This is a genomic window from Sulfitobacter sp. R18_1 (assembly GCF_017743915.1).
Taxonomy (GTDB): domain Bacteria; phylum Pseudomonadota; class Alphaproteobacteria; order Rhodobacterales; family Rhodobacteraceae; genus Sulfitobacter; species Sulfitobacter faviae.
Genome location: NZ_JAGHRG010000003.1, coordinates 73,503 through 87,418, shown reverse-complemented (window position 1 = coordinate 87,418; position 13,916 = coordinate 73,503). Strand labels below are relative to the sequence as shown.

Genomic DNA, 13,916 nt, shown 5'->3' with positions numbered 1-13,916 from the left:
GTATCCACCTGTATGCAATACCTATCGGAGGGGGTTTCCATGAGCGAAGAAGACCGCACACCGCAGGGCAACTCTGCCTACAATCAGTTGATGGATGAACTTCGCGCCGGACGGCTCAACCCCGGTGACCGCCTGCGTGAAACGGAGTTGGCCGAGCGCTTGGGCGTCTCCCGGACCCCCGTGCGCGAAGCGATCCGCCAGCTAGAAGCGGACGGCGTCGTGGCCCACATCCCTCGCCAAGGGGCGAGCATCCGCACGCTGGACTACGCCGAGGTGATGGAACTTTACGAGATGCGCGCAGTGCTGGAGGGCACCGCCGCGCGGCTCGCCGCCCGCGCTGCCTCGGACATCGAGATCGAAGAGTTACAGGACATGAACCAGCAGCTTGCCACCCTGGGCAATGTGCCCGAAGCCTTCACACTCAACCGCCAGTTCCACGCAGCCCTTCTGGACGCGGCGAAGAACCGTTTTCTGACCCGCTCGATCCATACGCTGCAAAAGACGTTGATGATCCTCGGCCCAACGACGCTGACTGATCCGGATCGCGCCGAGAAAGCGGTGGAGGAACACTTTGGCGTTCTGGATGCGATCAAGGCCCGTGATGCCGCCCGCGCCGAAGCGGCGATGCGCGCCCATATCGAAGCGGCCCAACGGGTCCGGGTACGCGCCCTGCGCGCACAGCCCTCGCGCGATGACACCTATGACGGAGACCTGCTGTGACCGAGACCTACGATATCGTCGTGATCGGTGGCGGCAATGCGGCGCTTTGCGCCGCAATCACCGCCGCCGAGACCGGCGCCCGCGTGCTGATCCTTGAGACCGCGCCGAAACCCTACCGGGGTGGCAATTCGCGCCACACCCGCAACTTCCGCTGCATGCACCATGGCCCCTTGGGCCCATTGGTCGAAAGCTACACCGAAGAGGAATACCTCGCCGATCTGATGAAGGTGACGGGTGGCAAGACGGATGAACATCTCGCACGTCTCGCCATCCGCTCTTCCGAGGAATGCCTGCCGTGGATGGAAGCCCATGGCGTGCGGTTTCAACCCTCGCTGTCGGGCACCCTGTCACTGGCGCGCACCAACGCCTTCTTTCGCGGCGGCGGCAAGAGCCTTGTAAACGCCTATTATCGCACCGCCGAAGGACTGGGCGTGGATGTGCTCTATGAGGCTGCCGTCACCCATCTCGAACTGGAAGGCGACCGGGTGACGCGGGTGGACTATACCCATGAAGGGGCCGCCAAGAGCCTTTCGCCCAAATCCGTCGTCGTGGCCTCTGGTGGCTTTCAGGCCGACACCGATTGGCTGGCACGCGCATGGGGGCCCGCGGCAAAGAATTTCCTGATCCGCGGCACGCCCTATAACCGCGGCGTGGTGCTGGCAGACCTGCTGGATCAAGGCATCGCACAGGTTGGCGATCCGACCCAATGTCACGCCGTCGCCATTGATGGGCGGGCACCGAAATTCGATGGCGGGATCGTCACGCGGCTTGATTGCGTGCCCTTCTCCATTGTCGTCAACAAAGATGCGCAGCGGTTCTATGATGAGGGCGAGGATGTCTGGCCGAAACGCTATGCGATCTGGGGCCGACTGGTGGCCGCCCAGCCCGATCAGGTCGGCTATGTCATTATCGACGCGAAATCGCTGGACCTCTTTATGCCTTCGGTTTTCCCGCCAATCAAAGCCGACACGCTGGCGGAACTGGCAGACAAAATGGGCCTGCCCGGTGAGGCGCTAGAGCAGACCGTGACCGTGTTCAACGAAGCCTGCGGCGATCAAAGCGGCTTTCACCCCACTGAACTTGATGGCGTGGCGACATCCGGCCTCACCCCACCCAAGACCAACTGGGCGCGGCCGATCACCGAACCGCCGTTCTACGGCTATTCGCTGCGCACCGGCGTCACCTTTACCTATCTCGGACTGAAGGTGGACGAAAACGCACAATGTTCCATCGATGACCGCCTTGTCAGCAACCTTTGGGCGGCGGGCGAAACCATGGCCGGGTCGATCTTGGGCCAAGGCTACCTCGCCGGTTTCGGCATGACCATCGGCACCGTTTTCGGACGTATCGCAGGCAAGGAGGCCGCAGCCCATGCAAATTGATCTACTTCAAGAGGCCCGCCGTCAGGCCGAAATCTGCAACGCCTGCCGCTATTGCGAGGGCTACTGCTCGGTCTTCCCGGCCCTGCAAGCCGAACGCGCCTTCTCGGACGGGGACCTGACGCAGCTGGCGAACCTCTGTCACAATTGCCGGGGCTGCTACTACGCCTGCCAATACACCGCCCCGCATGAGTTTGACCTGAACCTGCCCCAAGCCCTGGCCGATCTGCGCCAAGACAGTTGGGAAGATTTTGCCTTTCCCCGCGCCGCCGGGAAAGCCTTTCAGAAAAATGGCCTCGCCATCGTGCTCGCCACCGTGTTGGGCTTTGCCCTGCTCTTTTGGGCCGCCCGTGCGCTGGCCGCTGCGGGGGGTGAGGGGTTTTATGCGGTGCTGTCCCACAACGCGATGGTGGCGATCTTTCTGCCTGCCTTTCTGTTTCCGTTGCTAAGCATTGCCATCGGCCTGCGCCGCTACTGGCAAACCGTGGGCGGCGGCTCGGTGCGCCTGTCGCATCTGCGCGAGGCCATCGCCTCGGTCGCGAATATGCGCAACCTTAAAGGCGGGCACGGTGATGGCTGCAATTTTGAGGACGAAGACCGATTTACACACGCCCGCCGCTATGCGCATCAGGCGATCATGTATGGGTTCCTGTTGTGCTTTGCTTCGACCAGCGTGGCGACGCTGATGCATTACCTGCTCGATATGCCCGCCCCCTACGGGCTGTTCTCCGCCCCCAAGATCCTCGGCCTTTCCGGCGGTGTTCTGCTGGTCTTGGGCTGTAGCAAGATGGTCTGGCTCAAGCTGCGGTCCGACAAATCGCTCGGCGCGACCAACGCTTTCGGCGGTGAGACTGCCTTTACCGGGTTGCTGGGGTTTGTCGGCCTGTCTGGTCTGCTGCTTTATGCGGCAGGCGGCACCGGCTGGATGCCGGGGCTCTTGGTCATACACCTCGGCGCGGTGCTGGCGTTTTTCTTGCTCACGCCTTTCACCAAGATGGCCCATGGGTTCTACCGAATGGCCGCACTGGTCAGAGATGCGCAGCGGCAGGAGAGGGTCTGATGCTGCGCTCCAGCAACGCTTCCAAACGACCCCGGCCGCGCCTACAGGCAGCGCGACCGGGAATAGATCATTCGCCGAAGTGGATGACTGAACGGATGCTCTTGCCTTCATGCATGAGGTTGAACGCCTCGTTTACCTGTTCCAGCCCCATGGTGTGGGTGATAAAATCATTCAGCTTGAATTCGCCGTTCATATAACGCTCGACATAGTCAGGTAGCTCGGAGCGCCCCTTGACCCCGCCAAAGGCCGACCCCCGCCAGACACGGCCCGTGACCAACTGGAACGGACGGGTAGAGATTTCCTGCCCTGCCCCGGCGACACCGATGACAACGGATTCGCCCCAGCCCTTGTGGCAGCATTCCAACGCCGAGCGCATAACATTGACGTTGCCGATACACTCGAACGAATAATCCACGCCCCCGTCGGTCATCTCAACAATCACTTCCTGAATGGGTTTGTCGTGATCTTTTGGGTTGATGAAATCGGTGGCACCCAGCTTGCGCGCCAGATCGAACTTGCTTTCATTGATATCGATCACGATGATCCGGCTGGCCTTGGCCATGGTCGCGCCGATCACGGCGGACAGGCCAATGCCGCCCATGCCGAAGATCGCAACGGTCGACCCCTCTTCAACCTTCGCGGTGTTCATCACAGCCCCCATGCCGGTGGTCACGCCACAGCCCAGAAGGCAGACCTCTTCGAGCGGCGCTTCAGGGTTCACCTTGGCGAGCGAAATTTCGGGCAACACTGTGTATTCCGAGAAGGTGGAGCAGCCCATGTAGTGAAGGATCGGCTGACCATCTTTGTAGAACCGGCTGGTGCCGTCGGGCATCAGACCGCGCCCCTGGGTTTCCCGGATCTTCTGGCAGAGGTTGGTCTTGCCAGACTTACAGAACTTACACTCGCCACATTCTGGCGTGTAGAGCGGGATCACATGGTCACCCACCGCCACGCTGGTGACGCCCTCGCCGATGGATTCGACAATCCCGCCCCCTTCATGGCCCAGAATGACCGGGAACAGGCCTTCGGGGTCTTCGCCTGACAAAGTGAAAGCATCGGTATGGCAAACGCCCGAGGCGATAATTTTGATGCGCACTTCGCCAGCCTTAGGCGGCATTACGTCGATTTCCTCGATCGAGAGAGGTTCGTTAACGGCCCAGGCGACGGCCGCTTTGCATTTGATGATATCGGTCATGGGTCTCACTTCGCGGTTCGGACTAATTTTGGCGGGTGACGTTGTATGGACTGTTATTTACACTGTTTCTCGCCTGCGATAATCCGGGATAGCTGAAAAACACCGTTACCCATTGGCAATAGTTCTACCGCCACTAAGATCGAAAGGAACATCATGCTGACTTGGGAGGGGGTTTCCGAATTTGTCGCCGTGGCCGAAGCCCAGAGCTTTACCGCTGCCGCCAACAGCTTGGGGATTTCAACGGCTCAGGTCAGCCGCCAAGTCGGCGCACTTGAGGCGCGACTGGACACCAAGCTGTTCTACCGCACCACGCGCAAGGTCACGATCACCGAGACGGGTCAGGTGTATTACAACCATTGCCGGCAGGTGCTTGATGGTCTGGCCGAAGCCGAACGCGCGATTACCGATCTGCATCAGAGCCCAAAAGGACGCCTGAACCTTACAGCGCCGGTGACGTTTGGCGAGAACCGCATCGCACCCTTGGTGAACGATTTCCTGCAATGTTATCCTGAGCTTGAGATCAACCTCAGACTGACCAATCAGCTGCTCGATCTTGTAGCGGAAAGCTACGATCTCGCAATCCGGCTGGGAGAGTTGGAAGACAGTTCCATGATGGCAAAGCGGTTGGCCTTTCGCAGGCACTACACCTGCGCGGCACCCGAATACCTTTCCACTCACGGAACCCCGCACACTCTGTCCGAACTTGACGCCCACAACTGTCTGCAAGGCACTTTGGGCTATTGGCGGTTTCAAGAAAATGGGACCACCCGCCATGTCCGAGTGAAAGGCAATCTACGTTGCAACAGTGGCGCGTCGCTGGTCGATGCGGCATTGAAAAACCTCGGGATCATCCAGCTGCCGGATTATTATGTCGAGGCGGAACTTCGGGCCGGGCGGTTGATCTCTGTTTTGGATACGTATCGCGCGCCGGACGATGGCATCTGGGCGATCTATCCGCAGAACCGGCATCTTTCACCAAGGGTCCGGCTGCTGCTTGATCACCTCGGAAAAGGATTGCGATAATCTACAAAATCATCGCCTCAGCATTTGAAAGGAAGGCCCGATGATCGTGAGAGACCCGCCAAGCGCGCTGACGCTATTCTTTGTCATGCAGGGATCGATCGTTCCAAAGATCACCGGCAGGATTGTTGGGGTGGCTTTGCTGACAGCGATTGTGCTGCTGGTGGATCAGCACGTTATCGCATTGCCGCGCATTTCCATCGCCGCCATGGGTATCTTCGGCGTCGCGCTGTCGCTGTTTCTCGGTTTTCGCAACAATGCGGCTTACGATCGGTGGTGGGAGGCACGCAAACTCTGGGGCGCGATGATCGCTGACCTTCGGAACTTGGGCCGTCATCTCAGCATCTTCGTCCAAAGGAGCGAGGACCGGGCAGAGATCGTATCTCTCGGCGTGGCATTCAGCCATCTGCACCGGGGCTACCTGCGAGATGTAGACGTAAGCGCCGAGATATCCGGCTGGATCGGCGAAACGCAGTCGAAAGCCCTCACCGCGCAGGCCAACCCGGCAGATGCGGCTCTCAGAACGATGGCTGATCGGATCAGGGCGCTTGCCGAGAGCGGGGCCATCAATGGCTTCGGGCAGATGACCATTTCCGACACGCTCTCCTCATTGGCGCGATCTCAAGCTGGGTGCGAACGCATTGCCACGACGCCACTGCCGTTCGTCTACTCGCTCATGGTGCGGCGTACGACATACCTCTATTGCTGGCTACTGCCCTTTGCACTTATCGAGGCGACGAGCTGGTTCGCACCGATCTTCGCGGCGGTGGTGGCCTATGTGTTCTTTGGCCTGCAAGCCGTCACCAACGAATTGGAACATCCGTTTCGCAACGTCCAGAACGGCCTGGCCCTCGACGCAATGTGTCGTGTGATCGAGATTTCAGCCTGTGAAGGCTTGGGCCAAGAGCCGCCCCCGATGAGAACCTTGAACAACTATGTCCTGACTTGAAACCCTATTGATCAAGCTCCTTTGCCAAGAACCGCACGAACAAAAGCGTGAGGTTCTCGCGGCGCGAGGTGTCTGGCCAGACGGCAAAAATCCCCAACGGTTTCAGCCGCCAATCGGGGAACAGGCGGCTCAGTTTACCCTCCGCCTCCCCCCGGGCGGCGAGATGCTCGGGCAGAACCGTGGCGCCAAGGTTCTTGCAGGCGAAATGGTAGAGGGCATCCACGCTGTCCACTTCCAGCCGGGCTTGGCCCAGAACTTTCGCCTCTTCCCCACCGGGGCCGCTAAGGCGGGTATAGTCTGAGCGATGTCGGTAGCGCACCCAGTCCCAGTCTTCCAGATCGCAAGGATGTTCGGGGGCCGGGCGCGTTGCGGCATAGTCGGTGCCGACCACCAAGGCGCGTGCGCTTTCGCCCAGCTTGCGCGACATCATCGCACTGTCGTCGAGCCAGCCCGCCCGGATATTCACATCAAAACCATCGTTGATAAGGTCCATCCTCTGATCCGAAAAAGCTAGCGACAGGGCGACCTGCGGATGAAGGCGGGAAAATTCGGCGATGGCCGTCGACAGGGCCGAGGTCGACATAAAGGCGGGGATCGACACCCTAAGTGCGCCCACAGGCTCCAACGACAGGGCGTTGAGGTCATTCAACCCGCTTTCGGCGCTCCGCAGCATGTCGGTCACCCGGGCGTAGAACATGCGCCCCTCGTTGCTGAGCGCGATCTTGCGGGTCGTGCGGTAAAGCAGTGTCACGCCAAGGAAATCTTCGAGTTCGGAGACGGTTTCACTCACCCGCGACGGTGCGACGCCAAGGGCTTTCGCCGCGGCCCGGAACGAGCCTTCGTCCACCACCCGGGCGAAGATGGCCATATGCTTTAGATGGTCGATCATTGTTCGGCCTGCCGGAACTATCACTTCTGGATTCCGTGAATACCCCGATCAATGCGCCGGGGATAGATGTTCCTTGCAACACGAGGAACACCGCCATGAAAGCGACCACTCATTTCAACACCGAAAGCGCAGAGCGTTATCTGGGCACGCTCTGCAAACATTTCGGCCACAAGGTGCCCGTCACCCACACGCGCCAAAACGGCCATATCGAACTGCCTTTCGGGGCATGTGAACTGGCCGCAGCAAAGGGCCAGTTGTCACTGAGCGCGACAGCCGATGACCGAGCCGCGCTCGATAAGGTCGTGCAGGTCATTACGAGCCACCTCGAGCGTTTTGCCTTCCGCGAAGACCCCAAGCTCACTTGGACCTACGTCGCGTGAGAGCTCAGCTGGCCCGAGCTTTTCGGGTGCCGCGCGGAGGGGCACCCGAAATCTTGAACTTAACCAAGGCCCCATTCCTTCGGGGCACCCGATATGGAGCGACACATGAAACGCAGAACTCTTCTGAAAACTTCACTCGGCGCATCTCTGGCCATCATTCTCGGTCAACACGCAGGAGCAAAAGACATGGACACAGTGACACAAGAAAGCTTGGACACCGTAATGACCTTCATGGGCGCTATGGGTTCAGGAGATATGGAGAAAATGCGGGCCCTGATGGCCGAGGATATGGTCTGGCACAACGAGGGCGACGAAAGCCTGCCGTGGATCGGTGAGGCACGCGGCAAGGAAGCAGTCTTCGACTTTCTTGGCGTCTTTGGCCAGAATTTTCAGACAACCGCTTGGGACAACACAGATGCCTTTGCCGCAGGCGACACCGTTGCCGTCTTTGGTAAGATGAGCGGCATCACCACGAAGTCCGGCAGAGAGACGGGGCCGTTTACCTTTGCGCTCCGGGCCAAGGTCCGCGACGGTCAGGTGGTATTGTGGCACTGGTACGAAGACAGCTTTGCCGTCAGCCAAGCCTACCACGGGTAACATTCGTGAATTGGCATGGCCCGTCGGGCCCTGCCAACGAGACCCCAGTCAAAGGAGAGCCCGATGCGCTATGCTGTCACCGCCGTTTCAGGACAACTCGGTCGAGAAATTGCCCGCAAACTCATAGAACGAACAGATCACGCCACGGTCATCGGCCTCGCCCGGACGCCGGGCAATGCCACCGAGTTAGGGATCGAGGTGCGCCCCGGCGACTATGACAAGCCGGACGACCTGCGGACGTCCCTTGCAGGCGTCGATGCGCTCGTGCTCGTCTCCGGCATGGCCCCGCCTGAAGACCGCATCAGCCAGCACCGCAATGTGATCGAGGCGGCAAAGGCCGCGGGCGTTTGCAAGATCATCTACACCAGCATTCAGGGCCCCGAGGTCGGGACCGCCTTTTCGCCCGTCGTGCAGAGCAACCGCAAGACCGAGGCCGACATCCGCGCCAGCGGTCTGGACTGGGCCATCGGCCGCAACGGCATCTACATCGAGCCTGACGTTGAGTATATCGACAGCTACCGCGCCAAGGGCGAGATCGCCAACAGCGCGGGGGGCGGCAAATGCGGCTACACGACCCGTTCCGAATTGGCCCATGCCTATGCCGCTTTGCTGATGCGGGACGAGCTAAACGGCCAAACCTTTGATTTGAATGGCACGCCGATCACTCAGACGGAACTAACGCAGTATATGAACGCCGCCTTTGGCACCGCGCTTACCTATCGCTGCATGACTGCCGAAGACTACGTCGCTGACCGCACTGCTGAGCTTGGCGATTTCATCGGCCCGATTATCGGCGGAATCTACGACGGCATCCGCCGCGGCGCCTTTGACACCCCCGGCGATTATGAAGCCGCGACCGGACGCCCGCATCAAAGCTGGAAAGATTATTTCACCTCGCTCTCGCGCTCATCGCGACGGTGAGGGGGAGGCGACCCGCGTAGAACGACCAACCTCGGCGCACCGGACGCGGTCAGCAGCCTCTAGCATCCCACGGGTGAGTTCGCCGCGCGGTTCATGATTATCGCAATAATGATCACCCCGCTAATGATGCTCTTTCGCCATGCAAGCTGGTCGCGCTAGCTGATGAAGCGCCGGCACTATCGTGGCGTGACCGCATTCTTTTACGCGCTTGCTCACACGGTGATTTACTTGCTCGATAAGGGTGCCCTAGCCTTAACGGTAGGGGAATACTCAAAGCTTTACATCTGGACGGGTTGGATCGCCTTTCTGATCTTCGTGCCATTGGCCATACCCTCGAACGAAGCATAGGTGCGCCGTCTTCGGCGATCATGGAAATAGGTTCAGCAATTTGTCCGCTTAGCCGACGTCCGCCCGTCGAAAATGCTGCGCTCAGCATAAATGGCAGCTTCGGGAAAACTGCGTTGCGGCGTCCACACTCATAGCCAAGGTCGGCTCTGGGCCGAACTCGTTGCTCTGTCCGGTGAGCAGTTAGCTCAGTATGGCAGCGTCACGACAATCGGTCCACGATCTGTCGCGACGACCGTATGCTCATATTGGACGACAGGCGCGGCGGGCTCGCTATAAAGTGTCCATTTGTCCTCGCGCTCCGTTGCCCTAAGGCCGCCTGTGGACAGGAACGGTTCAACCGTTAACACCAGCCCCTTGTTTATACGCCGTTTGTCACCCCGCGTGGGCCAAGTCGCGATTTCAGAGGGGTATTCGTGGAGCGATCGCCCGACACCGTGACTGGCGAGATTTTGGATAAGTGTATAGCCACGGTCCGACGCAAATTTTCCCACAGCTTTTCCAACGCCTGCAAGTGGCTTGTCGCTGCCAACTTGCCTGATTCCAATCTCCATTGCGCGTTTACCATCCTTGCATAGGCGATCCAGCGAAGGTTTGACCGCCCCTACACGGAAGGTCGCGCCGGTATCGGCAAAGAAGCCATTCTTTGACGCCGACACATCGATATTGACCAAGTCCCCGGCCCGAATGACACGCTCACCGGGAATGCCGTGGGCAATTTCTTCATTCACGCTAATACAGGTCGCGCCGGGGAAATCGTAAACGGCCTCAGGAGCCGACGCGGCCCCCTCAAGGTCCAAGAGCGCGCGACCGATGTCGTCAAGCTCACGCGTCGTCATGCCCGGCTCCATCGCCGCGGCCATCCTGTGCATCGTATTCGCGACAACCCTGCCGATTTCTCTTAGGCCACTGAGCTCATCTTCGTGCGTGATCGTCATAGGATGTCCTCAGGCTGGTCAATCTGTTCGGCATCGTACCGGCTTGTGACCTACTTCTCCCGCGTGTTCCAAAGGCCCTTTGAACAATTCTGCGTAGTCGACGAATGGACAGTTTGGTGTCGCTGCAACGCAGTATCATAGTGGGAGCCCAAAGGCCGCTGTGGGCCGTTCGCGTCGGCGATGCGCCTCCCAAAACCTAGGCAGATTCTCTAGCCCCAAACAGCGTATTGGGAACAAGGCAAAACGAGACGGAAAAGAACTTGGCGCTCATATGAAATCTGTTTGCGCTCCTACACCAGGCGGTCAATGGCTTGACATAACTCATCACTGAATACTACCGCCTGAGAACGTGACCAGTCGCAAAAGGCGTCCCGCCAGATATTGACGCCGCCATACCATATGTAGAGCTCGGGAAAAACTTAGCCTCCCATGGGAGAATCTTAGGTATGTTCTACACACACCTTCAGTGCGTCCACGCCCCACGGCGGCCGGTCGCGAAATTCTCGCCATAGCCGCCGGGGCGGACGTTGGGCTTGCGCTTGTTGGGCAGTTGCACCTGCGCGTCGATGCCATGATCGCGGGCGTATTCCTCGGCGGCTTCGCGGGTGTCGAACTGCAAGCGCACTTGGCTTTGCGTATCATCGGAAGATGTCCAGCCCATCAGCGGATCGACCCTGCGCGCTTCCGCGGGCGAAAACTCAAGCAGCCAGACACGGGTCTTGGCCGTGCCGGAGGACATCGCTGTACGGGCGGGTTGGTAGATACGTGCGCGCATTTCGGGACTCTCGCTTCAATAACCTTGGGCTTTATCTAATATTCCGTGCCAAGGGGCAAGGGAATGCAGGCCCGCGCAAATAAACCCTACCATGCTGCGGTGCAGAGACTAGATCAAGACCACCCCATTGGAGTGTTCCATATGACCCCCTTCGCCCTCTTCGCCCTACAAAGCCAGATCGCCGCCCTTGCGGTGGAAACCCAGATCGTGATGTCGCTGCGCCTCTTGGGCATGGCGGGCGCGCTGCCCGCCCGCCCCGGTGAGAACAACCGCATGGTGGCCGAGAAAGGCCCGGCCATGGTCAAAGCCTTCACCGCCGGGACGCAGGCCATGATGCTGGGCAAACGCCCCGATCAGATCATGGACGCCTCGCTCGCCCCTCTGGCCCGCAAGGTGCGACAGAATCGCAAACGGCTGATGAAGTAGCGGCAAAAGCGCCCTTCGCGGCCCCCTGCCCCTTGAACCCCGCGTGAAAGAGGGCACCTATGGGAAGCTTGACGAAGGATACCCGCGATGCCCTATGCCCATTCCGACAAGACCGAGGGGATGCCGATGCTGGCAAACCCCGCACCAGACGTGCGCAACCGCCCCAAGCTGGAGGGCGGCCATAAGTTCAAACTGGTCACCGAATTCGACCCGGCGGGCGACCAGCCCACGGCGATCAAGGAACTGACCGAAGGGGTGAACTCGGGCGAGCGCGATCAGGTGCTTCTGGGCGCCACCGGTACTGGCAAGACTTTCACCATGGCCAAGGTCATCGAAGAGACGCAACGCCCGGCGATCATCCTCGCGCCCAACAAAACGTTGGCGGCGCAGCTTTACGGTGAGTTTAAGGGTTTCTTCCCCGACAACGCGGTCGAATACTTCGTCTCCTACTACGACTACTACCAGCCCGAAGCCTATGTCGCGCGGTCGGATACCTTCATCGAGAAGGAAAGCCAGATCAACGAGCAGATCGACCGGATGCGCCACTCCGCCACCCGCGCGCTTTTGGAGCGTGACGACGTGATCATCGTGGCCTCGGTCTCCTGCATCTACGGCATCGGTAGCGTCGAGACCTATGGCGCGATGACCCAAGACCTGAAGACCGGCGGTATGTACGATCAGCGCAAGGTCATCGCCGATCTGGTGGCCCAGCAGTACAAGCGCAACGACGCGGCTTTCCAGCGCGGCTCATTCAGGGTGCGCGGCGACAGCCTTGAAATCTTCCCCGCCCACCTCGACGACCGCGCATGGCGGCTGTCCTTCTTCGGCGAGGAATTGGAGAGCATCACCGAGTTCGACCCGCTCACCGGTGAGAAGACCGACACGTTCGACCAGATCCGGGTCTACGCCAACAGCCACTATGTGACGCCGAAGCCGACGATGCAGCAGGCCATTCAGGGCATCAAGAAGGAGCTTCGCACCCGGCTCGACCAGCTTGTCGCCGACGGCAAGCTTCTGGAGGCGCAGCGGCTGGAGCAGCGCACCAACTTCGACATCGAGATGCTGGAGGCCACCGGCGTCTGCAATGGGATCGAGAACTATTCGCGCTATCTGACGGGGCGCGCCCCGGGCGAGCCGCCCCCCACTCTCTTCGAGTTCATCCCCGACAACGCCATCGTCTTCGCCGATGAAAGCCACGTCTCGGTGCCGCAGATCGGCGGCATGTACAAAGGCGACTACCGCCGCAAGTTCACACTTGCAGAACACGGCTTCCGCCTGCCGTCCTGCATGGACAACCGACCCCTCAAGTTCGAGGAATGGGACGCCATGCGCCCGCAATCGGTCTTTGTCTCTGCCACCCCGGCGGCGTGGGAAATCGAGCAATCGGGCGGCGTCTTCACCGAACAGGTCATCCGGCCCACCGGCCTTCTGGACCCCAAGGTGGAGATCCGGCCCGTGGAGATGCAGGTCGACGATCTGCTTGATGAGGTGCGCAAAGTGGCCGCCGACGGTTACCGCACGCTTTGCACCGTGCTGACCAAGCGCATGGCCGAAGACCTCACCGAATACATGCACGAACAGGGCATCCGCGTGCGCTACATGCACTCCGACATCGACACGATCGAGCGGATCGAGATCCTGCGCGACCTGCGCCTCGGCGCCTTCGACGTGTTGATCGGGATCAACCTGCTGCGCGAGGGGCTCGACATCCCCGAATGCGGTCTGGTCGCCATCCTCGACGCCGACAAGGAAGGCTTCCTGCGCTCGGAAACCTCGCTCATCCAGACCATCGGCCGCGCCGCGCGCAACGCCGAAGGCCGGGTGATCATGTATGCCGACCGCATCACCGGTTCGATGGAACGCGCCATGGGCGAGACCGAGCGCCGCCGCTTCAAGCAGATCGCCTATAACGAAGAACACGGCATCACCCCGGCCACGGTCAAGAAGAACGTCGAAGACATCCTTGCCGGGCTCTACAAGGGCGATGTGGACATGAACCGCGTCACCGCCAAGGTCGACAAGCCGATGGCGGGCGGCAACCTGCAAGCCGTGCTCGACGGGCTGCGCGCCGATATGCGCAAGGCAGCCGAGAACCTAGAGTTCGAAGAGGCCGCGCGCCTGCGCGACGAGGTCAAGCGGCTGGAGGCCGTGGACCTTGCCGTCGCCGATGATCCGATGGCGCGCCAGCAGGCAGTCGACCGCGCCGTCGATGCCGCGCAGCAAGCCTCAGGCCGCAGCACCTCAGGCCGCGGCGGGATGCGTGGCGGCAATGTAAAACGCCGTAAACGCTAAAGAAAAAGGGCCGCCCTACTCGGGGTGGCC

The 13,916-nt window shown here is 60.3% G+C and carries 15 protein-coding genes; 11 read left to right on the top strand and 4 right to left on the bottom strand.

Annotation, left to right across the window (positions count from 1 at the left end; translation table 11 throughout):
* Positions 1 to 39: 39 nt before the first annotated feature.
* Genes J7392_RS07980 through tcuB form a run of 3 tightly spaced genes read left to right on the top strand, consistent with a single transcriptional unit; the run spans position 40 to position 3,159 of the window.
* Entirely contained in the window at positions 40 to 720 is a 681-nt protein-coding gene (locus J7392_RS07980) for a GntR family transcriptional regulator (protein WP_209217068.1), read from the top strand.
* Positions 717 to 2,102, top strand: a complete 1,386-nt coding sequence (tcuA, locus tag J7392_RS07975) for an FAD-dependent tricarballylate dehydrogenase TcuA (protein WP_209217067.1) — start codon at positions 717 to 719, stop codon at positions 2,100 to 2,102. The genes J7392_RS07980 and tcuA overlap by 4 nt, the downstream gene beginning before the upstream one ends.
* Positions 2,092 to 3,159: a tricarballylate utilization 4Fe-4S protein TcuB gene (gene tcuB / locus J7392_RS07970; RefSeq protein ID WP_209217066.1), complete on the top strand. Its 1,068-nt coding sequence runs from the start codon at positions 2,092 to 2,094 to the stop codon at positions 3,157 to 3,159. The genes tcuA and tcuB overlap by 11 nt, the downstream gene beginning before the upstream one ends.
* A 67-nt stretch (positions 3,160 to 3,226) precedes the next feature.
* Here tcuB and J7392_RS07965 read toward each other — a convergent pair whose 3' ends face one another.
* Positions 3,227 to 4,345 (bottom strand): S-(hydroxymethyl)glutathione dehydrogenase/class III alcohol dehydrogenase, encoded by a 1,119-nt coding sequence (locus tag J7392_RS07965; RefSeq protein ID WP_348540696.1) that lies wholly within the window; start codon positions 4,343 to 4,345, stop codon positions 3,227 to 3,229.
* Between the two features lie 162 nt (positions 4,346 to 4,507).
* On the opposite strand from J7392_RS07965, the gene J7392_RS07960 reads away from it, so the two are divergent.
* The gene (locus J7392_RS07960) at positions 4,508 to 5,377 is read left to right on the top strand and encodes a LysR substrate-binding domain-containing protein (RefSeq protein ID WP_209217065.1); all 870 of its coding nucleotides are present in this window, start codon (positions 4,508 to 4,510) and stop codon (positions 5,375 to 5,377) included.
* Positions 5,378 to 5,417: 40 nt separating this feature from the next.
* On the top strand, positions 5,418 to 6,323 hold the full coding sequence (locus J7392_RS07955) for a bestrophin family ion channel (RefSeq protein WP_209217064.1): 906 nt from the start codon (positions 5,418 to 5,420) through the stop codon (positions 6,321 to 6,323).
* A gap of 4 nt (positions 6,324 to 6,327) precedes the next feature.
* Here the strand turns inward: J7392_RS07955 and J7392_RS07950 are convergent, their stop codons facing one another.
* A complete protein-coding gene (locus J7392_RS07950) occupies positions 6,328 to 7,212 on the bottom strand; it encodes a LysR family transcriptional regulator (RefSeq protein ID WP_209217063.1) in 885 nt (294 codons plus the stop codon).
* A gap of 95 nt (positions 7,213 to 7,307) precedes the next feature.
* Here J7392_RS07950 and J7392_RS07945 point away from each other — a divergent pair, with 95 nt between their 5' ends.
* From J7392_RS07945 to J7392_RS24435, 4 genes are all read left to right on the top strand, one after another.
* A complete protein-coding gene (locus tag J7392_RS07945; RefSeq protein WP_209217062.1) occupies positions 7,308 to 7,592 on the top strand; it encodes a DUF2218 domain-containing protein in 285 nt (94 codons plus the stop codon).
* 186 nt (positions 7,593 to 7,778) lie between these two features.
* The gene (locus J7392_RS07940; protein WP_209217061.1) at positions 7,779 to 8,189 is read left to right on the top strand and encodes a nuclear transport factor 2 family protein; all 411 of its coding nucleotides are present in this window, start codon (positions 7,779 to 7,781) and stop codon (positions 8,187 to 8,189) included.
* A gap of 63 nt (positions 8,190 to 8,252) precedes the next feature.
* A complete protein-coding gene (locus J7392_RS07935) occupies positions 8,253 to 9,110 on the top strand; it encodes an NAD(P)H-binding protein (protein WP_209217060.1) in 858 nt (285 codons plus the stop codon).
* A gap of 162 nt (positions 9,111 to 9,272) precedes the next feature.
* Positions 9,273 to 9,458, top strand: coding sequence for a ferric reductase-like transmembrane domain-containing protein (locus J7392_RS24435; protein WP_348540692.1), 186 nt, complete (start codon positions 9,273 to 9,275; stop codon positions 9,456 to 9,458).
* Between the two features lie 185 nt (positions 9,459 to 9,643).
* Here J7392_RS24435 and map read toward each other — a convergent pair whose 3' ends face one another.
* On the bottom strand, positions 9,644 to 10,393 hold the full coding sequence (map, locus tag J7392_RS07925) for a type I methionyl aminopeptidase (protein ID WP_209217059.1): 750 nt from the start codon (positions 10,391 to 10,393) through the stop codon (positions 9,644 to 9,646).
* A gap of 463 nt (positions 10,394 to 10,856) precedes the next feature.
* Positions 10,857 to 11,168 (bottom strand): ETC complex I subunit, encoded by a 312-nt coding sequence (locus tag J7392_RS07920; protein ID WP_067268114.1) that lies wholly within the window; start codon positions 11,166 to 11,168, stop codon positions 10,857 to 10,859.
* A 141-nt stretch (positions 11,169 to 11,309) separates the two neighbouring features.
* Here J7392_RS07920 and J7392_RS07915 point away from each other — a divergent pair, with 141 nt between their 5' ends.
* Together J7392_RS07915 and uvrB are read left to right on the top strand one after the other, a co-directional pair.
* Positions 11,310 to 11,594 (top strand): antifreeze protein, encoded by a 285-nt coding sequence (locus J7392_RS07915; protein WP_209217058.1) that lies wholly within the window; start codon positions 11,310 to 11,312, stop codon positions 11,592 to 11,594.
* Between the two features lie 87 nt (positions 11,595 to 11,681).
* Positions 11,682 to 13,886, top strand: coding sequence for an excinuclease ABC subunit UvrB (gene uvrB, locus J7392_RS07910; RefSeq protein WP_280634603.1), 2,205 nt, complete (start codon positions 11,682 to 11,684; stop codon positions 13,884 to 13,886).
* Positions 13,887 to 13,916: the final 30 nt, after the last annotated feature.